Annotated in this window: 22 protein-coding genes; 16 read left to right on the forward strand and 6 right to left on the reverse strand. The window is 73.6% G+C overall.

All coding sequences use genetic code 11. From position 1 onward, the window contains the following. Nucleotides 1-89: 89 nt before the first annotated feature. The 3 genes from FH609_RS14065 to FH609_RS14075 all read right to left on the reverse strand — a co-directional run bounded on the left by FH609_RS14065 (nt 90) and on the right by FH609_RS14075 (nt 4559). On the reverse strand, nt 90-1727 hold the full coding sequence (locus FH609_RS14065; protein ID WP_139669379.1) for a penicillin-binding transpeptidase domain-containing protein: 1638 nt from the start codon (nt 1725-1727) through the stop codon (nt 90-92). Nucleotides 1728-1976: 249 nt separating this feature from the next. Further along, nucleotides 1977-2717: a calcium-binding protein gene (locus FH609_RS14070; RefSeq protein ID WP_139669381.1), complete on the reverse strand. Its 741-nt coding sequence runs from the start codon at nt 2715-2717 to the stop codon at nt 1977-1979. Between the two features lie 108 nt (nt 2718-2825). Further along, nucleotides 2826-4559, reverse strand: coding sequence for a dolichyl-phosphate-mannose--protein mannosyltransferase (locus FH609_RS14075; RefSeq protein ID WP_226961647.1), 1734 nt, complete (start codon nt 4557-4559; stop codon nt 2826-2828). Nucleotides 4560-4601: 42 nt separating this feature from the next. On the opposite strand from FH609_RS14075, the gene rsmI reads away from it, so the two are divergent. The 12 genes from rsmI to FH609_RS14135 all read left to right on the forward strand — a co-directional run bounded on the left by rsmI (nt 4602) and on the right by FH609_RS14135 (nt 17715). Continuing rightward, nucleotides 4602-5474 carry a 16S rRNA (cytidine(1402)-2'-O)-methyltransferase gene (gene rsmI / locus FH609_RS14080; protein WP_405379019.1) on the forward strand — a complete coding sequence of 291 codons (873 nt, stop codon included), beginning with the start codon at nt 4602-4604 and terminating at the stop codon, nt 5472-5474. 95 nt (nt 5475-5569) lie between these two features. Next, complete coding sequence (locus FH609_RS14085; protein WP_139669387.1) at nt 5570-5848, forward strand: hypothetical protein; 279 nt, start codon at nt 5570-5572, stop codon at nt 5846-5848. Between the two features lie 39 nt (nt 5849-5887). Then, nucleotides 5888-6739: a TatD family hydrolase gene (locus FH609_RS14090; protein ID WP_139669389.1), complete on the forward strand. Its 852-nt coding sequence runs from the start codon at nt 5888-5890 to the stop codon at nt 6737-6739. Beyond that, nucleotides 6736-7632: a 16S rRNA (adenine(1518)-N(6)/adenine(1519)-N(6))-dimethyltransferase RsmA gene (gene rsmA, locus FH609_RS14095; protein WP_139669391.1), complete on the forward strand. Its 897-nt coding sequence runs from the start codon at nt 6736-6738 to the stop codon at nt 7630-7632. Before FH609_RS14090 ends, rsmA begins: the two co-directional genes overlap by 4 nt. Before the next feature lie 99 nt (nt 7633-7731). Beyond that, the gene (locus FH609_RS14100) at nt 7732-8649 is read left to right on the forward strand and encodes a 4-(cytidine 5'-diphospho)-2-C-methyl-D-erythritol kinase (protein ID WP_139669393.1); all 918 of its coding nucleotides are present in this window, start codon (nt 7732-7734) and stop codon (nt 8647-8649) included. After that, on the forward strand, nt 8642-10528 hold the full coding sequence (locus FH609_RS14105; RefSeq protein WP_139669395.1) for an ABC-F family ATP-binding cassette domain-containing protein: 1887 nt from the start codon (nt 8642-8644) through the stop codon (nt 10526-10528). The genes FH609_RS14100 and FH609_RS14105 overlap by 8 nt, the downstream gene beginning before the upstream one ends. 277 nt (nt 10529-10805) lie before the next feature. After that, entirely contained in the window at nt 10806-12710 is a 1905-nt protein-coding gene (locus FH609_RS14110) for a PQQ-binding-like beta-propeller repeat protein (protein ID WP_139669397.1), read from the forward strand. 101 nt (nt 12711-12811) lie between these two features. After that, nucleotides 12812-13486 (forward strand): helix-turn-helix transcriptional regulator, encoded by a 675-nt coding sequence (locus tag FH609_RS14115; protein ID WP_139669399.1) that lies wholly within the window; start codon nt 12812-12814, stop codon nt 13484-13486. Between the two features lie 179 nt (nt 13487-13665). Next, nucleotides 13666-14706: a galactose-1-phosphate uridylyltransferase gene (galT, locus tag FH609_RS14120; RefSeq protein ID WP_139669490.1), complete on the forward strand. Its 1041-nt coding sequence runs from the start codon at nt 13666-13668 to the stop codon at nt 14704-14706. Continuing rightward, nucleotides 14703-15665: a UDP-glucose 4-epimerase GalE gene (gene galE / locus FH609_RS14125; protein ID WP_139669401.1), complete on the forward strand. Its 963-nt coding sequence runs from the start codon at nt 14703-14705 to the stop codon at nt 15663-15665. Before galT ends, galE begins: the two co-directional genes overlap by 4 nt. Further along, nucleotides 15662-16798 carry a galactokinase gene (gene galK / locus FH609_RS14130; protein ID WP_139669403.1) on the forward strand — a complete coding sequence of 379 codons (1137 nt, stop codon included), beginning with the start codon at nt 15662-15664 and terminating at the stop codon, nt 16796-16798. The genes galE and galK overlap by 4 nt, the downstream gene beginning before the upstream one ends. Nucleotides 16799-17025: 227 nt before the next feature. Next, nucleotides 17026-17715 carry a helix-turn-helix transcriptional regulator gene (locus tag FH609_RS14135; protein WP_139669405.1) on the forward strand — a complete coding sequence of 230 codons (690 nt, stop codon included), beginning with the start codon at nt 17026-17028 and terminating at the stop codon, nt 17713-17715. Nucleotides 17716-18062: 347 nt separating this feature from the next. On the opposite strand, the gene FH609_RS14140 is transcribed toward FH609_RS14135, so the two are convergent. Beyond that, nucleotides 18063-18554, reverse strand: a complete 492-nt coding sequence (locus tag FH609_RS14140) for a MarR family winged helix-turn-helix transcriptional regulator (RefSeq protein WP_139669407.1) — start codon at nt 18552-18554, stop codon at nt 18063-18065. A gap of 104 nt (nt 18555-18658) precedes the next feature. On the opposite strand from FH609_RS14140, the gene FH609_RS14145 reads away from it, so the two are divergent. The 3 genes from FH609_RS14145 to FH609_RS14155 all read left to right on the forward strand — a co-directional run bounded on the left by FH609_RS14145 (nt 18659) and on the right by FH609_RS14155 (nt 20410). Further along, entirely contained in the window at nt 18659-19468 is an 810-nt protein-coding gene (locus tag FH609_RS14145) for a trans-aconitate 2-methyltransferase (RefSeq protein ID WP_139669409.1), read from the forward strand. Beyond that, nucleotides 19465-19827, forward strand: a complete 363-nt coding sequence (locus FH609_RS14150) for a VOC family protein (protein ID WP_139669411.1) — start codon at nt 19465-19467, stop codon at nt 19825-19827. Before FH609_RS14145 ends, FH609_RS14150 begins: the two co-directional genes overlap by 4 nt. Nucleotides 19828-20005: 178 nt before the next feature. After that, a complete protein-coding gene (locus FH609_RS14155) occupies nt 20006-20410 on the forward strand; it encodes a rodlin (RefSeq protein ID WP_139669413.1) in 405 nt (134 codons plus the stop codon). A gap of 138 nt (nt 20411-20548) precedes the next feature. Here FH609_RS14155 and FH609_RS14160 read toward each other — a convergent pair whose 3' ends face one another. Both FH609_RS14160 and FH609_RS14165 read right to left on the reverse strand, forming a co-directional pair. After that, the gene (locus FH609_RS14160) at nt 20549-21232 is read right to left on the reverse strand and encodes a TetR/AcrR family transcriptional regulator (RefSeq protein WP_139669415.1); all 684 of its coding nucleotides are present in this window, start codon (nt 21230-21232) and stop codon (nt 20549-20551) included. A 7-nt stretch (nt 21233-21239) separates the two neighbouring features. Next, nucleotides 21240-22313 carry an acyl-CoA desaturase gene (locus FH609_RS14165; RefSeq protein WP_139669418.1) on the reverse strand — a complete coding sequence of 358 codons (1074 nt, stop codon included), beginning with the start codon at nt 22311-22313 and terminating at the stop codon, nt 21240-21242. A gap of 276 nt (nt 22314-22589) precedes the next feature. On the opposite strand from FH609_RS14165, the gene ppc reads away from it, so the two are divergent. After that, nucleotides 22590-25385 (forward strand): phosphoenolpyruvate carboxylase, encoded by a 2796-nt coding sequence (gene ppc / locus FH609_RS14170; protein WP_226961648.1) that lies wholly within the window; start codon nt 22590-22592, stop codon nt 25383-25385. Nucleotides 25386-25433 lie beyond the last annotated feature (48 nt).

Raw genomic sequence — 25433 nt, forward strand, 5'->3', positions numbered from 1 at the left:
CCCTGGATCGCCACTGGTTCATCGCTGGCCGCGCGACCAGCCTACGAGGACCCACTGACACTCCAGCCTCGGGGGAGCCTCCGGGCACCTCAGCCGGCCGCGCGCAGCACCTCGGCCACCACCGGGCCGGCGAACTCGCCGCCGTGGCCCGAGTCCGGCACCACGGCGGCGGCCGCCAGGTCGTTTCGGTAGGCGGTGAACCAGGCGTTGGGCTTCTCCTGCCCGTCCACCTCGGCCGAGCCGGTCTTGGCGCCGATGTCGCCGCCGATGCCGGCCATCGCCTCGGCCGCCGTGCCGGCGGTCGCCGTCCGGTTCATCAGTGAACGCAGCTGGTCGGCGTTGGGCAACGGCCCTTCGGTGGTGGCCAGTTGCCGCTCGGCGAAGTCCGTCGGCACCAGATAGGGCTGGAGGAACGAGCCGTTGCGCACGGTGGCCGAGACCGAGGCCATGGTGAGCGGGTTCATCCGCACCGCGCCCTGCCCGATCAGCTGCGCGGCCATCTGCGCCTGCGACTCCACCGGCATCCGGCCGTCCATCGAGGTCGCGCCGACCTGCCACTCCAGGCCGAGACCGAAGTACTCCCGTGCGTGCGCGCCCAGTTCGTCGTCCTCCAACTCGGGCGCCTGGCTGATGAAGGCGGTGTTGCAGGAGGCGGCGAAGCTGTCGGCGAACGTGCCGTCCTCGATCTCGAACTCGTCGAGGTTCTGGAACTCCCAGCCGCCGTGCTCGAAGAACTTGGGGCACGGGTGCGGGCCGCCCGGGTCGGCCAGCCCGCGCTCCAGCAGCAGCGAGGCCGTCACGATCTTGAACGTGGAGCCGGGGGCGTAGCTGCCCTCCAGCGCTATGTCGGGCCCGTCGGGATCGGCGTTGGCGACCGCGCGGATCGCCCCGGTGCTCGGCTGGATCGCGACCACGGCGCCCTGCCCGGTGTCGGCGACGGCGGCCTCGGCGGCGCGCTGGAGGTTGGGGTCAAGGGTGGTCGGCACCTGTCCGGCGACCGGCTCGGCCAGTTCCAACAGGGTCTCCACCGGCTCGCCTTCGGCGTCGGCGATCACCACGGCGCCGCCGGCGTCCCCGCCGGCGGCCTCCGCGTACCGCTCGCGCAGCTCGTCGATGACCGGCACCAGCCCTGGGAACTCCTCGGCGGTCAACTCGGTGCCGTCGTTGGCCAACACCTCGATCGGCGGCAACTCGCCCTGCGGGCCCACCTGGAGGGTCTGCCCCTCGGCCAGCCGGGGGTGCAGCACCGCCGGCGCCCAGTCGACGACGACCTCGCCGCTGTCCTCGTCCCGGACCACGGCCAACTCCGAGGCGTAGGCCAGCTCCTGGGCCTGCTCGGCGTGGCTGACCTCGGCGGTGACCTCGAACGGCACATCGGTGCCGTCGGCGGCGCCCGCCTCGACGGCCAGCGCGGTGACCGACTCGTTCTCCGTCAGTACGGCCAACGCGGCCCGCGCCGCCTCGGGTTCGTCGGTCAGTCCGGCGGCGGCCTCGGTGTCGCCGGCGGCCCAGGCGTCGAGGAAGGCGCCGGCGGTCGCCGTGGCCTCCTCCTCGGTGGGCGGGCCTGCGGGGGTCTGCTCCGACTCGCCGTCGTCCCGGCCGGCGGACGAGCCCGAACTCCCGTCGTCGTCACCGTCGTTGAGCATCCCGTACGCCCCGAAGCCGGCGAGCGCCGCCACCGCGACGCAGACCCCGCCGAGCAAAGCGAGCCGTTGCTTCTGATCCATCCCGAACCTGCCCCCTCGCGCGCCGTGACGCCCGGGTCAAACGGCGTCACACACCGTGCCACCAGCGCGGATGTCGCCGTTTCGTCCGCCGTTCCACCCGCTGACCGCAGCCTACCGGCTACCCGCCGTAGCGGTGCGCCCCGGGGGCCGGTGAGACCGCGCCTATGCGAGGACGTGTCCTGCCCGTGTCCTGAAAGCGGGCCGCCCACCGGGCGCGGCCGGTGGGCGGGTGCGGGGTCGTTTCGTTCGTCACTGCTCGACGTGGTCGTTGCCCGGCCAGCCGATGATGAGGTCGCGGCCCTCGTCGCCGCTGATCATGTCGTCGCCGGTGCCGCCGATCAGGATGTCGTCGCCCTCGCCGCCGGAGATGTGGTCGTCGCCCGAGTCGCCGTAGACGACGTCGTCGCCGCCCCAGGCGTCGATCATGTCGTTGCCCGGCCCGCCGTGCAGCACCTCGTCGATGGGCTGGCCCATCAGGTGGTCGTCGCCGTTGCCGCCGAAGAGGACGCCGTGGCCCATCAGCATGTCGTCGCCGTCGTCGCCCTTGACCACCTCGGCGGTGTGGGCGTGCAACTCGTCGTCGCCCGCGCCGCCCCGGACCAGGGTGACGGCGGCCTCGCTGGTCATGACGTAGTCGTCGCCGTCGCCGAGCAGGACGCGGATGTCGTCCTCGCGGTCGCCGCCGACGGGCAACTCGCAGGCGACGAACGTCTCGTTGTCCGGCTCGGGGTGCGTGCAGTGCGCGCCGGCCTCGATCGGCACCACGTCGGTGAAGCCGACGCGCCGCACCTCGTCGCCGGTGTCCATGGAGAAGACGGAGAGGTGGTTGTCCCCGGAGCCGCCCTCGAACACGATGGACGGGGCGCGCCCGTCCCAGTCGGCGCTGACGGTCGCGCCGTCCTGGGCGGCGGCGGGAGTCGCCCCGAGCCCGGCGGCCACCAGGGCCAGGGCGGCCACGGACGAGGCGGGAATGAGCCGTGACCGGATCATGGTCGCGTCCTCACTTCGAGAGGGGGTGGCTGTCGTGCACATTGCATCCGTAACTCCCCCCGGGCGCAATGGTTCTGCCACCGGAACGATGGTGGGAACGTTTTCCCGCTATATCCAGGTCGGCAGCCACATGCGGGCCCGCCAGCCCTCGCGGGAGATCTCCTCGCCGGTGTAGATCGGGTAGAAGTAGATGAAGTTCCAGACGATCAGCAGCACCAGCACGCCGACCGTCACGATGCCGATGACCCGCCGTCGTTCGGAGCTGCCCGGGGGGCCGAGGAGGGCGCCGACCAGGAAGGCGACCGCCAGGCAGAGGAACGGGGTCAGCACCACCGCGTAGAAGTAGAAGATGGTGCGTTCCTGGTACAGCAGCCACGGCAGATAGCCGGCGCCCACCGCGCACAGGATCGCGCCGGCGCGCCAGTCGCGGCGGAACAGCCAGCGCCAGAGCGCGTACGCCAGCGCCACGCAGGCCGTCCACCACAGCAACGGCGTGCCCAGGGCGAGCACTTCGCGGACGCAGCCGCTGGCGTAGCCGCAGACCGGGGAGTCCGGGTTGCTCGGGGACAGCGGCTGGTCGGGGTCGGCCGAGACGTAGTAGTAGGTGACGGGGCGGGCGGCGACCAGCCAGCTGAACGGGTTGGACTCGTAGGGGTGGCTGGAGGTCAGCGCCACATGGAAGTCGTAGACCTCGAAGGTGTAGTGCCACAGGCTGCGCAGCGGCCCGGGCACCCAGGAGAAGGAGCTGTCGGCGCCGGCCTCGTTGTGCCAGTTCCGGTAGTAGCCGCCGGAGGTGGCGAACCAACCGGCCCAGGAGGCGAGATAGGTGACCAGCGCCACCGGCACCAGGGAGGAGAACGCGGGCAGCGCGTCGCGCCGCAGCACCGTGCGGTAGGGGGCGCGCGCGCCGGCGGAACGGCGCGCGCCCGCATCCCAGAGCACCGCCATCAGGCCGAAGGCGGCGAGGACATAGAGCCCGTTCCACTTGGTGGCGCAGGCCAGCCCGAGGCAGACCCCGGCGGCCAGCCGCCAGGGCCGCAGGCCGAGGCCGAGGCGTTCGGCCACCGACGGGTCGGAGCGCAGCAGCCCGTCGGGCCCGGTGGGCAGCGCGGCGGCGAGCCGGGCGCGGGCCGCGTCGCGGTCGATCAGCAGGCAGCCGAAGGCCGCCAACAGCCAGAACATCAGCACCAGATCGAGCAGCGCGGTGCGGCTCATCACGAAGTGCAGCCCGTCCACGGCCAGCAGCAGCCCGGCCAGGCAGCCCAGCGCGGTGGAGCGGAACAGGCGCCGGCCGATGCGGCAGACCATCAGCACCGAGAGCGTGCCGAGCAGCGCGACCATGAACCGCCAGCCGAACGGCGTCAGTCCGAAGAACCACTCGCCCAGCGCGATGACCCACTTGCCGGCCGGCGGGTGCACCACATAGGCGGCGGTGTCGCCGAGCGGCGTCGCGCCCTCGATGATCTGCTCGTTGGCCTTCTCCGGCCAGTCGGTCTCGTAGCCGAGCCTCAGCAGCGACCAGGCGTCCTTGGCGTAGTACGTCTCGTCGAATATCACGGCGTTCGGCGAGCCGAGGTTCACGAAGCGCAGCACTCCGGCCAGCAGGGCGACCAGCAGCGGGCCGCCCCAGGCGGTGGCCCGCGCCAGCCGGCCGGCGGCCGAGGTCGAGAAGCCGAGGTAGCGCCACATCCAGCTGCCCGGCTCCGGATGGCCGGGCACCAGGCGTTCCCGCAGGTCGCCGGCGCGTTGGGGCAGGTATCCGAAGGCGCGCAGCCGCGCGGCCCAGCCCGCGGGCTGCCTCGGGTGCTCCGGCGGTGCGTCGGTCACGGTCTGGCTGCTCATCACGGGCCATCTTGGCATCCGGTGGCCGGCGGGCCCCGGCCGATGGGTGAGGATGGGGTCGTGACGGGCACGGGTGAGGGCGTTCTGGTGCTGGCTGGCACCCCGATCGGCGAGGCGGCCGACGCCTCGCCGCGACTGGCGGCCGAGCTGGCCGAGGCCGACGTGGTGGCGGCGGAGGACACCCGCCGGCTGCGGCGGCTGGCGGCGACGCTGGGGGTGACGGTCGGCGGCCGGGTGGTCTCCTACTTCGAGGGCAACGAGGCGGCCCGCACCCCGGAGCTGACCGGGGAACTGGTCGGCGGCGCGCGGGTGTTGCTGGTCACCGACGCCGGGATGCCCTCGGTCTCCGACCCCGGCTACCGGCTGGTGGCCGCCGCCGTGGCGCGCGGGGTGCGGGTGACGGCGGTGCCCGGTCCCTCGGCCGTGCTGACGGCGCTGGCGGTGTCGGGGTTGCCCGTTGACCGGTTCTGCTTCGAGGGCTTTCCGCCGCGCAAGCCGGGGGAACGGGCGGCCCGGCTGCGGGAGCTGGCCGAGGAGCGCCGCACGCTGGTCTTCTTCGAGTCGCCGCACCGGCTGGCCGCGTCCCTCGCGGCGATGGCCGAGGCGTTCGGCGCGGAGCGCCGGGCCGCCGTCTGCCGGGAGTTGACCAAGACCTACGAGGAGGTGCGGCGCGGCCCGCTGGCCGAGCTGGCGGGCTGGGCCGAGCCGGGGGTGCGCGGCGAGATCACCGTGGTGGTCGCGGGTGCCGAGCCGGCGGGGGCGGCGGCCGAGCCGGGCGAGCTGGTCGCGCGGGTGGCGGCCAGGGAGGCGGCGGGGCAGCGGCGCAAGGAGGCGATCGCCGAGGTCGCGCGGGAGGCCGGGCTGCCCAAGCGGGCGGTCTTCGACGCGGTGGTGGCGGCGAAACCACGGGGTTAGGGTGGTTCTGTCTGTTATGTGGCCTTGGCGCGGCCCCTCCGCGACACCCGTCGCGGACCGAGCCGCGACACCAGCCCGGCGCTAAGGGGGCTCCCATGGCGGCCGACGACCGCGCCCACACCCACGAGTCCTACGCCTTCGCCTGCCTCAGCTGCGGCTTCGCCTGGGAGCAGGAGTTCGCGATCGAGCACATCACCGACCTCGGCGGCCAGCCCGCAGTGCGTTACCTCGTGGACGGGCGCCCGGTGCCCTCCCCGCTCACCCATCCCTCCTGCCCCAACTGCGGCGGCCACCGGGTGCGCGTGCTGAAGGCCGGAACGGTCGCCGCCGTCCTGCCGCCCGAAGGTCCCGAGGAGGAGCCCCCGCTGGGGTGACCGGCCGGCGGCCGCCCGAACCCGCCGTAGGATCGGGCCATGCCCAAGTCCGCCAAGGCGAAGGCCACCGAGCACGTGCCGCCGCCCCTTCCCGAGCCGCTGGCCGTGCCCGTCGCCGACGCCCACACCCATCTCGACATGCAGCAGGGCACGGTCGAGGAGGCGCTGGCCAAGGCAACGGCCGTCGGGGTGCCCCGGCTGGTGCAGATCGGCTGCGACGTGGCCCGCGCCCACTGGGCGGTCAAGGTCGCCGCCGAACACCCCGAGGCGATCTGGGCGGCCGTCGCGCTGCACCCCAACGAGGCCCCCCGCATCGAGACGGAGGAGGGCCAGGGCGCGCTGGACGCCGCGCTGGCCGAGATCGCCGAGCTGGCTAAGGCGCCGCAGGTCAGGGCGATCGGCGAGACCGGGCTCGACTACTACCGCACCGGGCCCGACGGCGTCGCCGCCCAGCAGCGCTCGTTCCGCGCCCATCTGCGGCTCGCCAAGGAGCTGGACAAGGCGCTGGTGATCCACGACCGGGACGCGCACGCCGACGTGCTGCGCATCCTGAAGGAGGAGGGCGCGCCCCGGCGCACCGTCTTCCACTGCTACTCGGGCGACGCGGCGATGGCCGAGACCTGCGCCGCCGAGGGGTACTTCATGTCGTTCGCCGGCAATGTCACCTTCGCCAGCGCCCAGCCGCTGCGCGACGCCCTGGCGGTGGCGCCGCCGGAGCTGCTGCTGGTCGAGACGGACGCCCCGTTCCTGACCCCGGCGCCGTTCCGTGGCCGGCCCAACGCGCCCTATCTGATCCCGGTCACGCTGCGCGCGATGGCCGAGGTCAAGGGGATGGACGAGGCCGAACTCGGCCGCCATGTCGCCGCCAACACCGAGCGGGCCTTCGGGTGAGCCCGGAGCCCACGGCGCTGCTCGGCCCGGCCGAGGTGCGCGAGCTGGCCAGCGCGCTGGGCGTGCGCCCCAGCAAGCAGCGCGGGCAGAACTTCGTGATCGACGCCAACACGGTGCGCCGGATCGTGCGGGCCGCCGAGGTCGGCGCGGACGACGTGGTGTTGGAGGTCGGGCCCGGGCTCGGCTCGCTGACGCTGGCGCTGCTGTCGGTGGCCGACCGGGTGGTGGCCGTCGAGATCGACGACACGCTGGCCGCCGCGCTGCCCGCCACCGTAAGCGCACGCCTCCCGGCGCGCGCCGACCGGTTCGCGCTGGTGCACGCCGACGCGCTGACCATCACCGAGCTGCCGGGACCGCCGCCGGACGCGCTGGTCGCCAACCTCCCCTACAACGTGGCCGTTCCCGTGCTGCTGCACCTGCTGGCCACCTTCCCCGGCCTGGCGCGCGGCCTGGTGATGGTGCAGTCCGAGGTCGCCGACCGGCTGACCGCGCCGCCCGGCTCGAAGGTGTACGGGGTGCCGTCGGTGAAGACCGCCTGGTACGCCGAGGCGCGGCGGGCCGGCGCCATCGGCCGGACCGTGTTCTGGCCGGCGCCCCGGGTCGACTCGGGGCTGGTCGCGCTGACCCGGCGCGAGCCGCCGGCCACCACCGCCAGCAGGGCCGAGGTCTTCGCCGTGGTGGACGCGGCCTTCGCGCAGCGCCGCAAGACGCTGCGCGCCGCGCTGGCCGGCTGGGCCGGCTCGCCGGCCGCCGCCGAGGCCGCCTGCCGGGCGGCCGGCGTGCCGCCGACCGCCCGGGGCGAGTCGCTGACCGTGGCCGACTACGCGCGGCTCGCCGAGCACCGGCCGCACGACCGGTCGCAGGACCAGTCGCGGCATCGGCCGCAGGATTGACCCGACCCGACCCGACCCGACCCTGCCGACCCGCCGGCCGACCGGGCTCGAACGCCCCCGCCCGCCCCGCCCGTTGACCCCGCTCCCGAGGACCCACCGATGACCGCCGCGCCCTCCGTCACCGTCCGCGTGCCCGCCAAGGTCAACGTCCAGCTGGCCGTGGGCCCGCCGCGCCCCGACGGCTTCCACGACCTGGCCAACGTCTTCCTCGCCGTCGGGCTGCACGACCTGGTCACCGCGACCGAGGCCGAGACGCTCTCGGTCCGCTGCGTCGGTCCCGGCAGCGAGCAGGTGCCCACCGACGACCGCAACCTGGCGGTGCGCGCCGCCCGGCTGCTCGCCAAGCACCACGGGCTCGACCCCCGGGTGCGGCTGGACATCGTCAAGGACATCCCGGTCGCCGGCGGGATGGCCGGCGGCAGCGCCGACGCCGCCGGCGCCCTGCTGGCCTGCGACCGGCTGTGGCGCACCGCCACGCCCCGCGACGTACTGCTCGCGCTGTGCGCCGAGTTGGGCTCCGACGTGCCGTTCAGCCTGGTCGGCGGCGCGGCGCTGGGCCGGGGCAGGGGCGAGCGGCTCACCGAGCTGCCGGTCGGCGGCGTCTTCCACTGGGTCTTCGCGCTGGCCGACGGCGGCCTGTCCACGCCGGCCGTCTACCGCGAGTGCGACCGGCTGCGCGGCGCCGCCCCCGTTCCGCCGCCCGATCCCGACCCGGCGCTGCTGGCCGCGCTCGCCGCCGGCGACGCCGCCGCGCTGGCGCCGACCCTCGCCAACGACCTCCAGCCCGCCGCCCTCGCGCTGCGGCCCGCGCTCGCCGAGACCCTGGCCGCCGGCCGGGCGGCCGGCGCCCTCGCGGGCCTGGTCTCCGGCTCCGGCCCCAGCTGCGCCTTCCTGGCCGCCGACGCCGAGGCGGCCGCCGCCATCGCCGCGACCCTCGCGGCCTCCGGCCACTGCCGCGCCGCCCGCGCGACGACCGGGCCCGCCGCCGGGGCGACTACCATCGACTCCCATGCCTGAACCGTCCAGGACCGCCAGGTCGGCGCCGTCCAGCACCACCGCCCGAGGCGCCAGAAACCTGGTCAACCTCGAAGCCATCAGCAAGGTCTACGGGACCCGAGCGCTCCTCGACGGGGTCTCCCTCGGCGTCAACGAGGGCGACCGGATCGGCGTGGTGGGCCGCAACGGCGACGGCAAGACCACCCTGATCCGCCTCCTCGCCCGGCAGGAACCACCGGACGACGGCCGCGTCACCCACTCCGGCGGGCTGCGCCTCGGGGTGCTCACCCAGCACGACTCGCTCGACCCGAAGGCCACCGTCCGCCAGGAGGTCATCGGCGAGCTGGCCGACCACGAGTGGGCCGGCGACGCCCGGGTCCGCGACGTGCTCACCGGCCTGTTCGGCGGGCTCGACCTGCCCGGCTTCCCGCAGGGCCTGGACACCGTGATCGGCCCGCTCTCCGGCGGCGAACGGCGCCGGATCGCGCTGGCCAGGCTGCTCATCGCCGAGCAGGACCTGATCGTGCTCGACGAGCCGACCAACCACCTCGACGTGGAGGGCATCTCCTGGCTCGCCGCCCATCTGGCCGGCCGGCGTTCGGCGTTGGTGGTGGTCACCCACGACCGCTGGTTCCTCGACCGGGTCTGCACCCGGATGTGGGACGTGCAGCACGGCACCGTGCACGGCTACGAGGGCGGCTACAGCGACTACGTCTTCGCCCGCGCCGAGCGGGAGCGGATCGCGGCCAGCGAGGAGGCCAGGCGGCAGAACCTGGTCCGCAAGGAGCTGGCCTGGCTGCGGCGCGGCGCCCCGGCCCGCACCAGCAAGCCCAGGTTCCGCGTCGAGGCGGCCAACGAGCTGATCGCCGACGTGCCGCCGCCCCGGGACAGCGCCGAGCTGATGGGCTTCGCCAGCGCCCGACTGGGAAAGACCGTCTTCGACCTGGAGGACGTCACCGTCCGGGTCGGCGCCGAGGGCGACGGCGGGCGGACCCTGCTGACCCGCCTCACCTGGCAGTTGGGCCCGGGGGACCGGGTCGGCCTGGTCGGCGTGAACGGCGCGGGCAAGACCTCGCTGCTGCGCGCGCTGGCCGAGACGGCCTGGGGCGAGGACTCCCCGCTGCTGACCGAGGGCCGGATCACCGTGGGAAAGACGGTGCGGCTGGCCTACCTCTCCCAGGAGGTCGTGGAACTCGACCCGACCTGGCGGGTGTTGCAGGCCGTGGAGAGCGTGCGCGCCCGCGTCGACCTGGGAAAGGGCCGGGAGATGACGGCCTCCCAGCTCTGCGAGCGCTTCGGCTTCGGCAAGGAGCGCCAGTGGACGCCGGTCGGCGACCTCTCCGGCGGCGAGCGCCGCCGACTCCAGCTGCTGCGGCTGCTGATGGACGAGCCCAACGTCCTCTTCCTCGACGAGCCCACCAACGACCTGGACATCGAGACGCTGACGCAGCTGGAGGACCTGCTGGACGGCTGGCCCGGGTCGCTCGTGGTGATCAGCCACGACCGCTACTTCGTGGAGCGGGTCACCGACACGGTCCTCGCGCTGCTCGGTGACGGCGCGCTGCGGATGCTGCCGCGCGGCATCGACGAGTACCTCGAACGCCGGGCGCGGCTGCGGGAGTCGGCGGCGGACGCGGCCAGGACGAGCGCGCCTGCGGCCGAGCGGCCGGCGGCCAAGCCGGCCCAGCTGTCCCGGGCCGCCCAGAAGGAGATCCAGCGGATCGAGCGGCAGTTGGACAAGCTGGGCGCGCGGGAGAGCGAGCTGCACGCCGAGATGGCCGAGCACGCGACCGACTTCGCCCGGGTCGCGGAACTCGACGCGCGGCTTCGGGAAGTCTCCCAGGAGCGGGACCGGTTGGAGACCCGCTGGCTGGAACTGGCCGAAGAGGGCGAGGCCTGAGCCGCGTCGGTTCGCTGTCGGATCGCTGTCGCTTCGTTTCGCTTCGCTTTCCGCCAGAGATCTTCTCCGAGGTCTTCTCCGGGGCTCATCCCGCCAACGCCACCTTTTGGTTGCGGGCCGGTCACGGCTGTCGCGTAACCGCAACCGGGCCGGGCACTGTCGGAGTCCGGTGATAGAAAGAGGAACCGTGTGCGCGACCGCTGCCATCGCGGTCTTGTCCGCACAAGTCGGGCAAGAGCGCCCGAAGTCCCAGTGACTGTCCGGCCCAGGGGGAACGATGTCTCAGCCGCCGCCACCGAACCAGCCTCCCGGCCCGCCGGGGGAGCAGCCCGAGCAGCCCCCGGCGGCGCAGGGCGGCTTCGGCCCGCCGGTGCCGCCGCCGGCCCCGCCCTCGGGCACCCCCTCGTACGGCACGCCCGCGCCCGAAGCGGGTGAGGGCGACCCCCGCACCCCGCCGTCGTCCCCCGCCGTTCCCCCGCAGGGCCAGCCAGGGCAGCCGGGGTACGGCTACCCGCAGACCCCGGGGACCCCGCCGGCCGCCGCCGGGTACGGGTACCCGGGGACGCCGCCCGGCGGTGCCGGGTACGGCTTCCCGCAGGGCGGGCCGACGCCGCCGGCCAGTCAACAGGCCACGCTGGGCGGCGGGTTCCAGGCCACGCCGCCGGCCGGGCCCTACGCCTCGCCGCCCACGGCCGGCGGCCAGGCCGGCTTCGGCGCCCCGGGTGCCCCGGGCGTTCCCGGCCCCGGCGGGTTCGTCCCGCCCGGGTCCCCCGGCGGCTCGAAGCGCCCGCCCGTGTGGGCGCTGGTGCTCGGCGTGGTGCTGGTGGTGCTGCTGGCCGGCGGCGGCACCTGGTTCCTGGTCTCCGACGGCGACAAGAACACCTCGGCGGAGAACCGCGACGCCGGCGGCGGCGACCCGGACCCGGAGGGCGGAGCCGAGGGCGGCGGTGGCGAGGGCGGCGGTGGCACGCTGCCGGCCGAGCCCATCCAGTCCAGCCTGGCCTGGGAGGTCCCGCCGATCGAGGTCGCGACCGACGAGATCCTGGTCCGCTCCAAGGGCGCCTGGTTCGTCGACGACGCCCTGGTCCGGGTCCTGGGCAACGAGCTGATCTCCTACGACCTGGCCACCGGCCAGGAGAACTGGACGCTGCCCTTCGAGCTGTCCGGCGGCGACTGCAACGCCTCGCCCAACGTCGACGAGAACCGCATCGCGATCCTCCAGGGCCGGGACTGCGAGGTGGTCTCCGTGGTGGACATCGCCGCCGGCGAGGAGATCACCAGCATCCCGCTCAACAGCTCCATCACCCCCGACCAGTACGACTACCCGGCCATCCTGGGCGACACCGTCGCGGTCAGCTGGGGCATCGGCGGCGGCGGGTACCAGATCTCGACCGGCGACCAGCTGTGGGTCTCCTCCACGGAGACCAGGGACTGCGCCGAGGTCTCCTACATGGTGGTCGAGCAGGAGTTCGTCTCCCTGATGGAGTGCGGCTGGCTCGGCGAGGAGGGCGGCAGCGTCCGGGCCACCGACGAGGCGGGGAACCCGACCTGGGAGTTCGAGTTCACCGAGTTCGAGGGCGAGCCGATAGAGGTCCGCTCCCTCATCTCGGTCTCCCCGCTGACCCTCCTGATCAACGTCGGCGAGGAGCTGACGGACGGCTCGGAGAAGATCGTGGTGGTCAACGAGGACCGCACCGACTTCCAGCACGTCCTCGACTACGACAGCACCCGTTACGTCACGCCGTGCGAGACGCTGATGTTCCCCTCCTGCCCGCTGGGCGTGGTCCACGAGGGCTACCTCTACCTGGCCACCAACGACGTCGCCGGGGACAACGCGGTGGTCGCGTTCAACCTCTCCACCGGGCAGGCCGAGTACGAGGCCGACGCGATCAACGGGGGCGCGATACGGCCGTTCGCCGTGCAGGACGGCAAGATCCTCGCGTACCAGCCGGCCGACTACGAGCTGGAGGGCATGGTCGTCGCGCTCGACCCCGAGGAGGAGTCGGTGAGCGCGGTGATGGCGCTCGACCGGGCCGCGCGGGAGAAGGAGTACGCCATGATGGGCGGCGGCATGTTCCCGCACGACAACCTCCCGATGTGGCACGAGAACACCCTGGTCCTGGTCGACCGCACGACCTACGAGGACGAGGAGTCGCCGCCCTCGGTGCTCGCCTACCGGTGAGCCCGGGCTGAGGCGTCGCGTTCGGGCCGGTCCGGCGTCCCGCAGGACCGGCCCCGCCCCTGGAGGAGGCTCCACGGTCACGGTCCAGGGGAGGGGCGAGGATGACGCACAGGGTGGTGGTGGTCGACGATCGTCGGCTGGTCGCCGAGGCGCTGGCCTCGGCGCTGCGGGTGCGCGGGCACCGGGTGTTGGCGGCCGGCTCGCCGGCGGCCAGGGCGGTGGAGCTGGTGCTGGGCAAGCAGCCCGAGGTCTGCCTGTTCGGCTGTGTGGCCCCCGAGGCCACGGGTGCCCTCGCGCCGGTGGCGCGCCTGCACCGCGAGTTCCCGCGCTGCGCGGTGGTGGTGCTGGGCCCGGTGCCCCGCCCGCTGGGCGTGGCCGCCGCCTTCGCCGCCGGCGCTCGCGGCTATGTCCGGCACGACGAGCGGATCGAGGGCGTGGAGCGCGCCCTGGCCAGGGCCAGGGCCGGCGAGGTGGCCGTCGCCCCCTCGCTGCTGCGGGACGCGTTCACCGAACTGCTGCACCCGCGCGACGGCGCCCATGCCGAGGGCGTTCGGCTGGCCGGCCTGCTCACCGAGCGGGAGGCCGACGTGCTGGTGCGGATCGTGGAGGGCGAGGACACCCGTCGGATAGCCGCCGGCCTCGGGGTCGCCCCCAGCACCGCCCGCACCCATGTGCAGCGGCTGCTCACCAAGCTGGGCACGGCCTCCCGGCTCGAGGCCGCCGCCCTCGCCGTCCGCACCGGCCTGTTGGACCACCTGGCGGGCCGGACCGGCTGATCCCGACCGGTCCCGGCTGCCGGTCCAGCGGGTCGAACCCCGGTCGGTGCTCCGTACCACATTGACGCGAAGCTGTGCTCCCCTGCATCCTTATGTTGGATTCTGTTGGGGAGTGCGCTGGACTGCGCGGGATGGCGAGGCAAAACCGGATGCTGCGATGGACCGGGGCGAACACCGGGGTGCGGAAGACCACGACTCTTCTGGCCGACGGTCGCGAGCTCATCTACTACGACGTCGACGAAGCCGACCACTCAGCGGTCGACCGCCGGCCCCTGCCCAAGACCACCTCCAGCTCGGAGATCCGGCACAACGCCCTGCTCGGCGAGCACGTCGGCTACGCCGCGCACCGCCAGTCGCGCACCTACCACCCGCCGGCCGACCAGTGCCCACTGTGCCCCACCTCGGGCGACCGGCTCAGCGAGATACCGGACGCCTCCTACCAGGTGGCGGTCTTCGAGAACCGCTTCCCCTCCTTCGGCGGCGACCAGGGCCGCTGCGAGGTGGTCTGCTTCACCTCCGACCACGAGGTCTCCTTCGCCGGCCTCACCGAGGAGCGGGCCGCGCTGGTGCTCAGCGCCTGGACCGACCGCACCGACGAGCTGTCCCGCCTCCCCGGCGTCCGCCAGGTCTACTGCTTCGAGAACCGGGGTGCCGAGATCGGCGTCACCCTCGCTCACCCGCACGGACAGATCTACGGCTACCCGTTCGTCACGCCGGTCACCGAGCGGATGATGGCGGCCGTCGCCGAGCACCGGCGGCGCACCGGCGGGAACCTCTTCGACGAGCAGGTCGCCGCCGAACGCGCCGACGGCAGCCGGGTCGTGCTGGAGACCCCGCACTGGATCGCGTTCGTCCCCTACGCCGCCCGCTGGCCCTACGAGGTCCACCTCTACCCGGCCCGCCGGGTGCCGGACCTGCGGGATCTCGACGAGGCCGAGCGCGCCGAGTTCCCCGGCGTCTACCTGGAGCTGCTGCGCCGCTTCGACCGGCTCTTCGGCCCCGACGCCGGCCCCACCCCCTACATCTCCGGCTGGCACCAGGCCCCGTTCGACGCGGCCGACCGGTCGGAGTTCGCGCTCCACCTGGAGCTGTTCACGATCAGGCGGAGTGCCGACAAGTTGAAGTTCCTGGCCGGCTCGGAGTCCGGCATGGGGGCGTTCGTCAGCGATGTTCTGCCGGAGGCGGCTGCCGCCCGGCTGCGAGAGGTGGCAAGCGAGTGAGGTATCTGGTCACGGGCGGAGCCGGCTATGTGGGCGGGGTGGTCGCCGCGCATCTGCTGGCGGCGGGCCACCGGGTGACGGTCCTGGACGACCTGTCCACCGGCTTCCGCGAGGGCGTGCCCGAGGGCGCCGAGTTCGTCGAGGGCAACGTGCGGGACGCCGCGAGGTGGTTGGACGGCTCCTTCGACGGGGTGCTGCACTTCGCGGCCAGCTCCCAGGTCGGCGAGTCCGTGCTGAACCCGGAGAAGTACTGGCGCAACAACGTCGGCGGCACCATCGAGCTGCTGTCCGCGATGCGCGCCGCCGGCGTGCGGACCCTGGTCTTCTCCTCGACCGCCGCCGTCTACGGCGAGCCCGCCACCACGCCCATCACCGAGGACGCGCGCACCGCGCCCACCAGCCCCTACGGCGCCAGCAAGCTGGCCGTCGACCAGATGCTCGCCGGCGAGTGCGCCGCCCACGGCCTGGCCGCCGTCTCGCTGCGCTACTTCAACGTGGCCGGCGCGCATGGCGCGCAGGGCGAGCGGCACGACCCGGAGAGCCACCTGATCCCGATCGTGCTCCAGGTCGCCCAGGGCCGCCGCGAGGCCATCTCGGTCTACGGCACGGACTACCCGACGCCCGACGGCACCTGCGTCCGCGACTACATCCACGTCGACGACCTGGCCGAGGCGCACCTGGCCGCGCTGGGCGCGGCCGTCCCCGGCGAGCACCTGGTCTGCAACCTGGGCAACGGCAACGGCTTCTCGGTCCGCGAGGTGATCGAGGCCGCCCGCGAGGTCACCGGGCACCCGATCCCCGAGGTCGCGGCCGACCGCCGCGCCGGCGACCCGGCCGTGCTGGTCGCCTCGGCCGACCGCGCCAGGGAGCGCCTCGGCTGGCGGCCCAGCCGGCCCGAACTGGCCGGAATCATCGCCGACGCCTGGGCGTTCGCCCAGCGGAAGGAGGGCACCTCATGACGGACCACGAGCAGGTCTTCGGGGTCGCCCCCGACGGCGCGTGGAGCGCCCCGGGGCGGGTCAACCTGATCGGCGAGCACACCGACTACAACGAGGGCTTCGTGCTGCCGCTGGCCCTGCCGCACTCGGCCGTCGCGACCGCGACCCGCAGGGCCGACCGGACCCTGCGGCTGCGCTCCCGCGACGTCGGCGGGACGGTCGTGGAGCTGAGCCTGGACGCGCTGGTGCCCCGCGAGGTCGAGGGCTGGGCGGCGTACCCGGCCGGCGTCGCCTGGGCGCTGGAGCGGGCCGGCCATCGGCTCACCGGCGCCGACATCCGCTTCGCCTCCGACGTGCCGACCGGCGCCGGCCTGTCCTCCTCGGCCGCGCTGGAGGTGGTCACCGCGCTCGCGCTGAGCGACCTCAACGAACTGGGCCTGACCGCACCCGAGTTGGCGCGGATCGGGCAGATCGCCGAGAACGACTTCGTGGGAATGCCCTGCGGCATCCTCGACCAGATGGCCTCGGCCAGCTGCGTCGAGGGGCACGTCCTCCACCTGGACACCCGCGATCTGAGCGGCCGGCAGGTGCCGTTCGACATGGCGGCCGAGGGGCTGCGGCTGCTGGTCGTGGACACCCAGGTCAAGCACGCGCACGCGGACGGCGCCTACGCCAGGCGGCGGGCCGAGTGCGAGGCGGGCGCGGCGGCGCTGGGCGTCCCGTTCCTGCGCGACGTGCCGTTCGCCGAGCTGGACGCGGCGCTGGCGCGGATCGAGGACGAGGCGGTCCGCCGCCGGGTGCGCCACGTGGTGACCGAGGACCGGCGGGTGGCGCGGGTCGTGGAGCTGCTGGACGCCGGGCGGGCGCGGGAGATCGGCCCGTTGCTCACCGAGGGCCACGCCTCGCTCAGGGACGACTTCGAGGTCTCCTGCCCCGAGCTGGACCTGGCGGTCGACACGGCCAACGCGGCCGGCGCGCTGGGCTCCCGGATGACGGGCGGCGGCTTCGGCGGCTCGGCCATCGCGCTGGTGCCCGAGGAGTCGGTGGCGAGCGTGGGCAAGGCCGTCGGGGAGGCGTTCGCCGGCGCCGGGCTGGTCGCGCCCCGGATCTTCGAGGCGATCCCCTCGGCGGGCGCCCGGCGGCTCCCGGCGTGACCGCACCGATATCCGCGGTTCGGCGAAACCCCTTCCACCGGGGAGCGCCGGCCGTAGGCTGAGTCCCAGCACCGGTGGGGGCCGGTGCCGATCAGGGGGCGAGACGGTGGGCGCGGCGCCGAGTCCGACGAAGGGCCCCGCGGCGGCGGCCGCGCGGTCCGACAGCAGGTGGACCGTGGTGTCGTGCCCGCCGAGCCGCCCCTTCGACGCGACCCCAGGGGCTTTCGGTGGACCGTATTCGGGTGCTGGTGGTGGACGAGCACCGGATCTTCGCTGAGTCGCTGGCCACCGCGCTGTCCGCCGAGGCGGACGTGGAGGCGGTGGCGCTCGGCAGCGTGCCGGCGGCCCGGCAGCTGCTGACCCGGGTGCGGGCCGGCGCGCACCCGCCGTTCGATGTGCTGCTGCTGGACGCGGAGTTGGACGACGCGGTGGAGCCGGGCGCCGAGCAGCCGGCGCTGCTGACGTGGGTGGCCGAGGGTTTCCCCACCCTGCGGACTGTCATGCTCGCGGCATCCGACGAGCCGGCGGCCGCCGCCCGCGCGCTGGCCGCCGACGCCAGGGGCTGGGTGGCCAAGGACAGCTCGCTGGCGCGGCTGCTGCGGGTCATCAGGGGCGTGCTGCGCGACGAGACCCACCTCCCGCCCGCCCTGCTCACCGGCGTGCTCCGCGAACTCCAGGCGGACCGCAGGCACCGGGGTGAACGCGAGCGGCTCGTGGAGTCCCTCACGCCGCGCGAACTGGAGGTGCTGCGCTGCATGTTGGCCGGCCTGGGGCGGAAGGCGGTGGCCGAACGGCTCTATCTCTCGCCGCACACCGTGCGTACGCACATGCAGAACGTGCTCGGGAAGCTGGGCGTTCACTCGACGCTGGCCGCTGTGGCGCTGGCGCGCCGAGCGGGGATACCTCCGGTGGATTAGGGGAGCGCCCACCGGAGGTGGGGGTGCGGGTGCCTCCGGCGGGGGTGCCTCCGGCGGGTGATGGGGTTGGTCGGCGGGCGACGGCGGTGCTGCGGTTGTCTGTTGGGTGGTCGGGTGCGGGTGTGTGGTGGGTTGTTCGCGCAGTTCCCCGCGCCCCTGGATGGTCTGGGCGCGCGTCGTTGTCTTCGTGCGGGTGTGCATGGGGGTGGGTCTGCGGGTGACGGTGGTGCTGCGGTTGTCTGTTGGGTGGTCGGGTGCGGGTGTGTGGTGGGTTGTTCGCGCAGTTCCCCGCGCCCCTGGGGTCCGTGGGCGCTTCCGGGGCGCCGCAGGCTACCCCGCTCCGGAGGCTAGAGGTTGTCGAAGGGGGCCGTCAGGGCGCGGAGGAGGGCGGCCAGGTCGCGGCGTTGGGTGGGGGAGAGGTCGGCCAGGATCGCCCGTTCCTGGGTGAGCAGCCCGGCCAGCGCGCTGTCCGCGTGGTCCCGCCCGGCGGGCGTCAGCCTGACCAGCACCCCGCGCCGGTCCGATGGGTCGGGCAGCCGCTCGACGAGGCCCTTCTTGGCGAGCCGGTCGATGCGGTTGGTCATGGTCCCCGAGGTCACCAGGGTCTGGGTGAGCAGCTGCCCCGGCGAGAGCTGGTACGGCGTGCCGGCCCGGCGCAGCGCGGTGAGGACGTCGAACTCCCAGGGCTCCAGCTGGTGTTCGGCGAACGCCTGACGCCTGGCCCGGTCCAGGTGGCGGGCCAGCCTGCTCACGCGGCTGAGCACCTCCAGCGGTTCCACGTCCAGATCGGGGCGTTCCCGCCGCCAGGCGGCGACCAGCCGGTCAACCTCGTCCTCCATGGGAGCAGTCTAGTTGGTGTTGTGTCGACGTGAAGTCTCACGCCGTCGAGCTATACAGCCTAAAGTTTCTTGACATCGAGATATATCGGCGTGAGGATCTTCCCATGCCGCAGACAACCCCGCGTCCCCGTTGGGACCCCGCGCAGTGCGGGCGGCACGCCGCCGCGCGTTCCCGCCCGCTGACCGAACTCCTCGCCCGCGTCCCCGCGTTGCCCGGCCGGCCCAGGATCGCCGATCTGGGCTGCGGGCCCGGCGCGCCGACCCTCCAGCTCTTCGAGCGCTGGCCGGATGCCCGGGTCACCGGCTACGACAACTCCCCCGAGATGCTCGCCGAGGCCCGCCGGGTCGCCGCGCCCGGCGGCGCACTCGACTTCGTCGAGGCCGACCTCGCCAGCTGGCGGCCGGCGGAGCCGTTCGACCTGATCGTCTCCAACGCCGCCCTCCAGTGGGTGCCCGAGCACCCGCGCCGGCTGGCCGACTGGGTCGGGGCCCTCGCGCCCGGCGGCGCGCTCGCCTTCCAGGTGCCGCGGAACTTCGCCGCCCCCAGCCACGCCCTGATGCGCCAGATCGCCGAGCGCCCCCGCTGGCGCGAGCGGCTGGCCGGGGTGCTGCGCACCACCGACCCGGTGCTCGCGCCCGAGGGCTATCTGGCCGAACTGGCGCCGCTCTGCGCTGAGGTGGACGTCTGGGAGACCACCTATCTGCACCGGCTGACCGGCGAGGACCCGGTGCTGGACTGGGTGCGCGGCACCGGGCTGCGGCCGGTGATCACCGCCCTCGAAGAGGACCCGGAGGAACTGGCCGCCTACCTGGACGCCTACCGCGACGCGCTGCGCGCCGCCTACCCGCCGGGACCGCACGGCACGGTCTTCCCGTTCCGCCGGATCTTCGTCGTCGGACGGAGGGCGGCATGATCGCGGCGCTGCACCATGTACAGCTCGCGGTGCCGGCCGGCAGCGAGCCGGCGTTGCGCGCCTTCTACGGCGGGGTGCTGGGCATGGCCGAGGTGCCCAAGCCGCCGGAGCTGGCCGCCCGGGGCGGCTGCTGGTTCCGCAGCGGCGGCTGCGAGCTGCACCTCGGCGTCGAGGCGGACTTCCGCCCGGCGCGCAAGGCGCACCCCGCGCTGGTGGTGCGCGATCTGGACGCGCTGGCCGCGCGGCTGGCCGAGGCCGGCGTCGAGCCGCTCTGGGACGGGGCGTTCCCCGGGTACCGCAGGTTCCACGCCCACGACCCGGTGGGCAACCGGCTGGAGTTTCTTCAGGCCGCGCCCTGAGGGGGCGCGAACGATGGGGGGCGGATGGGGTCGCTTACGCCCCCTGGAGTGCGCCTACGAGCCCCCAAGGGGCCTCAGATTGCGCGATTCGGGTGAACGGAGGCAACGGAATCCACCCAGCGGCGTTGTTCAGGGCGCTCCGGAAACAGGGCATCCCAGAACTCGGAAGGACAAGCTAGTGATCAAGAAGTCGCTTGCCACGGTCGCCGTCGCGGCCTCCGCCGTCGGTATGGCCGGCATCGCCGCCACCCCGGCCATGGCCGCCGAGGAGTCCGAGCTGACCACGATCAACGGCAACGGCGCCTCGGACCGGATCGGTAACACCACCACCGGTGGCTACATGAGCCCGAACATGGCGCTGGTCAACAGCTCGCTGAACGACATCTGCCTGCCGGTCGCCGACATCAACAAGCTCAACGTCGGCTCCGTCGTCGGCATCGTGCCGATCACCGTGCAGGACCTGCTCACCAGCAGCAACGACCAGACCTGTGCGGAGAACTCCACCCAGGTCGACGGCGACGACCCGCTGGCGAACCTGCTGTCGGACATCCCGATCCTGTCCAGGAACGGCATCAACGACTGACGCGTTCCCGCCGGCGGCGGCCGGCCGCCAGGCCGTTCCTCCCGCGCCGCTCTCCCACGGCCCCTCGCTTTCGAACCCCAGACAGTTCGAGGGCGGGGGGCCGAGGTCTGTCCCGCCGGCCGCCCGCGCGGGAGCGCGTCAGACGCGGCGGCGGCCCACCAGCTTCGGATGGTGCTCAAGTCCCTGGAGGCCGTGCCAGGCCAGGTTCACCAGATGGGCGGCCACCTCGGCCTTCTTCGGCTTGCGGACGTTGAGCCACCACTGCCCGGTCAACGCCACCATCCCCACCAGCGCCTGCGCGTACATCGGCGCCAGCTTGGCGTCGTACCCCCGGCTCTTGAACTCCAGGCCCAGGATGTCCTCGACCTGGGTCGCGATGTCCCCGATCAGCGAGGCGAACGTCCCCGTGGACTGTGCCACCGGGGAGTCCCGCACCAGGATGTGGAAGCCGTCGGTGTACCGCTCGATGTAGTCGAGCAGCGCGAACGCCGCCTGCTCCAGCAGCTCCCTGGGGTGCCCGGCGGTCAGCGCGCCCGTCACCATCGACAGCAGCCGGCTCATCTCCCGGTCCACCACGACCGCGTAGAGCCCCTCCTTGCCGCCGAAGTGCTCGTAGACCACCGGCTTGGAGACCCCCGCCTTGGCGGCGATCTCCTCCACCGACGTGCCCTCGAAGCCTCGTTCGGCGAAGAGGGTGCGACCGATGTCCAGCAACTGCTCCCGGCGTTCGGTCCCGGTCATGCGTCTGCGGCCGCGCCGCGCCGCCCGAACCGGACGATCCTTGTCCCTGCCGCTGTCGCTGCTGCTGTCTTCGGTCGCCACGCCCCCATCATGCCGTCTTGTGCGCGGTCCCTTCCTGCCGATTGCTCTCGGAGGCGTTCCGGTCCCGCCGAGCGTCCCCGTCCCGCCCGGTCACCCGCCGGGCGTCCAGCCGGGTCTGCCGTGGCCAGCGTACGTCGTAGACCCAACCCGCCTTCTCCATCCAGCGGATCAGCCGCGCGCTGGAGTCCAGCTGCCAGCGGTCCACGCCGTGCCGGGCGCAGGTCGGGTCGGCGTGGTGCAGGTTGTGCCAGGACTCGCCGCAGGAGAGAACGGCCAGCCACCACACGTTCCCCGAGCGGTCGCGGGAGCGGAACGGGCGCTTGCCGGTCGCGTGGCAGATCGAGTTGATCGACCAGGTCACGTGGTGGAGCAGCGCGACCCGCACCAGGGAGCCCCAGAAGAACGCGGTCAGCGCGCCCTGCCAGGACCAGGTGGCCAGCCCGCCGATCAGCGGGGGCAGCGTCAGTGTGACCACCGTCCAGAGCACGAACTGGCGGGAGACCCGGCGCATGTCGGGGTCGTTGATCAGGTCGGGCGCGTACTTGTGCTGGTTGGTCTGCTCGGTGTCGAACATCCAGCCCATGTGCGCCCACCACAGGCCCTTGAGCAGCGCGGGCACCGACTCGCCGTAGCGCCAGGGGGAGTGCGGGTCGCCCTCGGCGTCGGAGTGCTTGTGGTGCTTGCGGTGGTCGGCGACCCAGCGCACCAGCGGGCCCTCGACGGCCATCGAGCCGGCGATGGCCAACGCGATCCGCGCCGGGCGCTTCGCCTTGAACGCGCCATGGGTGAAGTGGCGGTGGAACCCCACGGTGATGCCGTGGCAGCCGATGAAGTAGAAGACGACCAGCAGCGTCAGGTCCAGCCAGCTCACGCCCCAGCCCCAGGCCAGCGGCACGGCGGCCAGCAGCGCGAGGAACGGGACGACGATGAAGAGCAGCAGGGCCAACTGCTCGACGGTGCGGCGCTGTTCGCCGCCGAGGGTGGCGGCGGGCGGCGGGGCAGGTTCGGGGGGACCGGCCGGCGCGGCGGGGTCGGCCGCCTCGGCCGGCGTTGGACGTGCCACATCGGGGGAAGTGGTCATGGGGTCTACCTCGGAAAAGGGGGGAAGGGGGACGGGGAGAGTGAGCGGACGGCCCGACGCGTGTCCCGTGGCGGAACCGGCTCGGGATACCTACGGAGCCGTAACCTACGCCTACGTAAGTATCGCAGTTCACCGGGTGCCACAAGGCCCGTGCCGGGGAAGTCACCGAGAGGTGCGGAGGCCGTGGGGAGGGCTCACTACCATGGGACGGTCGGACAGCGCGGTCCGTATGTGCCCAAGACCTGCCAGATGAGTCAGCTGCGAGGAGCCGCACCCGTGAGCAGTCCCGACAGCCCAAGCCGCCAGCCAGAGTCGTCGACCGCTGGCCAGCCCGAGATCCCGGACGCCAAGGGGACCCCGGAAAGTAGTAGCGCGCTGCGTGCCGACATCCGCCGACTGGGGGACCTGCTGGGGGAGACCCTGGTGCGGCAGGACGGCCCCGAGCTGCTCGAACTGGTCGAACGCGTCCGGGCACTCACCAGGTCCGACGGCGAGGCCGCCGCCGAACTGGTAGGCCGGACCGACCTGTCGACGGCCGCCAAGCTGGTGCGCGCGTTCTCCATCTACTTCCATCTGGCCAACGTCACCGAGCAGGTCCACCGTGGGCGGGAGCTGCGCGAGCGCCGCGCGGCCGAGGGCGGGGCGCTGACCCGCACCGCCGACATGCTCAAGGACGCCGACCCGGACCATCTGCGGGCCACCGTCGCCGCACTGGGCGTGCGCCCCGTCTTCACCGCGCACCCGACGGAGGCCGCGCGGCGCTCGGTGCTCACCAAGCTCCGCAAGGTCGCCGAGCTGTTGGACCGGCCGGCCGGCGAGGACGGCGGCGACCGCCGCCGCACCGACCTGCGGCTGGCGGAGTCCATCGACCTCATCTGGCAGACCGACGAGCTGCGGGTCACCCGCCCCGAGCCGACCGACGAGGCGCGCAACGCGGTCTACTACCTGGACGAGTTGCACGCCGGCGCGGTCGGCGACGTGCTGGAGGACCTGTCCGCCGAGCTGGAGCGGGCCGGCGCGGAACTGCCCACGGACGCCCGCCCGTTGACCTTCGGCACCTGGATCGGCGGCGACCGGGACGGCAACCCCAACGTCACCCCCTCCGTCACCTGGGACGTGCTGCTGCTCCAGCACGAGCACGGCATCGAGTCCGCGCTGGCCCACATCGACGAGCTGCGCAGCGCGCTCTCCAACTCGATCCGCAACTCAGGGGCCAGCGAGGAGCTGCTGGAGTCGCTCCGCCGCGACCTGGAGCTGCTGCCCGAGATCACCCCGCGCTACAAGCGGCTCAACGCGGAGGAGCCCTACCGGCTGAAGGTCACCTGCATCCGGCAGAAGCTGCTCAACACCCGCCAGCGGCTGGCCGCCGACGCCCCGCACACGCCCGGTCGCGACTATCTCGGCACCGGCGGGCTGCTGGCCGACCTGGCCGTGGTGCGGGACTCGCTGCGCGCGCACCGGGGCGAGCTGATCGCCGGCGGGCGGGTGGAGCGGCTGATGCGCACCATCGCCGCGTTCGGCCTGCAACTGGCCACCATGGACGTCCGCGAGCACGCCGACGCGCACCACTACGCGCTGGGCCAGCTCTTCGACCGGCTGGGCGAGGAGTCCTGGCGGTACGCGGACATGCCGCGCGAGTACCGGGCCAAGCTGCTGGCCAGGGAGCTGCGTTCGCGCCGCCCGCTGGCCCCGACCCCGGCGCCGCTGGACGCCGCCGGCGCCAAGACGCTGGGCGTGTTCTCGACGATCCGCCGGGCGCTGGACAGCTTCGGGCCCGAGGTGATCGAGTCGTACATCATCTCCATGTGCCAGGGCGCGGACGACGTGTTCGCCGCCGCCGTGCTGGCCAGGGAGGCCGGGCTGATCGACCTGCACGCCGGCTGGGCCAGGATCGGCATCGTGCCGCTGCTGGAGACCACCGACGAACTCCGCATCGCCGACGAGCTGTTGGACCAGATGCTCTCCGACCCCTCCTACCGGCGGCTGGTGTCGCTGCGGGACGACGTGCAGGAGGTGATGCTCGGCTACAGCGACTCCTCGAAGTTCGGCGGCATCACCACCTCCCAGTGGGAGATCCACCGCGCGCAGCGCCGGCTGCGGGACGTGGCGCACCGGCACGGGGTGCGGCTGCGGCTGTTCCACGGCCGGGGCGGCACCGTCGGCCGGGGCGGCGGGCCGACCCACGACGCGATCCTGGCGCAGCCGTGGGGCACGCTGGAGGGCGAGATCAAGGTCACCGAGCAGGGCGAGGTGATCTCGGACAAGTACCTGGTGCCGTCCCTGGCCAGGGAGAACCTGGAGCTGACGGTCTCCGCCACCCTCCAGGCCTCCGCGCTGCACACCGCGCCGCGCCAGTCCAGCCAGGCGCTGGCCCGCTGGGACGCGGCGATGGACACGGTCTCCGAGGCGGCGCACTCCGCCTACCGCGACCTGGTGGAGGACCCGGACCTGCCGGCGTACTTCTTCGCCTCCACGCCGGTCGACCAGCTCGCCGAGCTGCACCTGGGCTCCCGGCCGTCCCGCCGGCCCGACAGCGGAGCGGGGCTGGACGGGCTGCGGGCGATCCCGTGGGTCTTCGGCTGGACGCAGTCCCGGCAGATCGTGCCGGGCTGGTTCGGCGTCGGCTCGGGCCTGAAGGCCGCCCGGGAGGCCGGACTCGACGAGGTGCTGGCCGAGGCGTTCGAGCACTGGCACTTCTTCCGCAACTTCCTCTCCAACGTCGAGATGACGCTGGCCAAGACGGACCTGCGGATCGCCCGGCACTACGTGGACACGCTGGTGCCGGACGAGCTGCGGCACGTCTTCGACACGATCGTGGCGGAGCACGAGCGGACGGTCGCCGAGGTGCTGCGGATCACCGGGGAGAGCGAACTCCTCGACGCCAACCCGGCGCTCCAGCGGACGCTGCGGATCAGGGACGCCTATCTGGACCCGATCTCGTATCTCCAGGTCACGCTGCTGCACCGGCAGCGGGCCGCCGCCAAGCGCGGCGAGGAGCCGGACCAACTCCTCTCCCGCGCCCTGCTGCTGACCGTCAACGGCGTGGCGGCGGGCCTCCGCAACACGGGGTGATTTTCTCCGGGGCGGTTCGGGTGCGAGCCGAAGGCGGCTCGCACCCGA

This window comes from Streptomyces sp. 3MP-14 (genome assembly GCF_006334905.2).
GTDB classification, from domain to species: domain Bacteria; phylum Actinomycetota; class Actinomycetes; order Streptomycetales; family Streptomycetaceae; genus Streptomyces; species Streptomyces triticirhizae.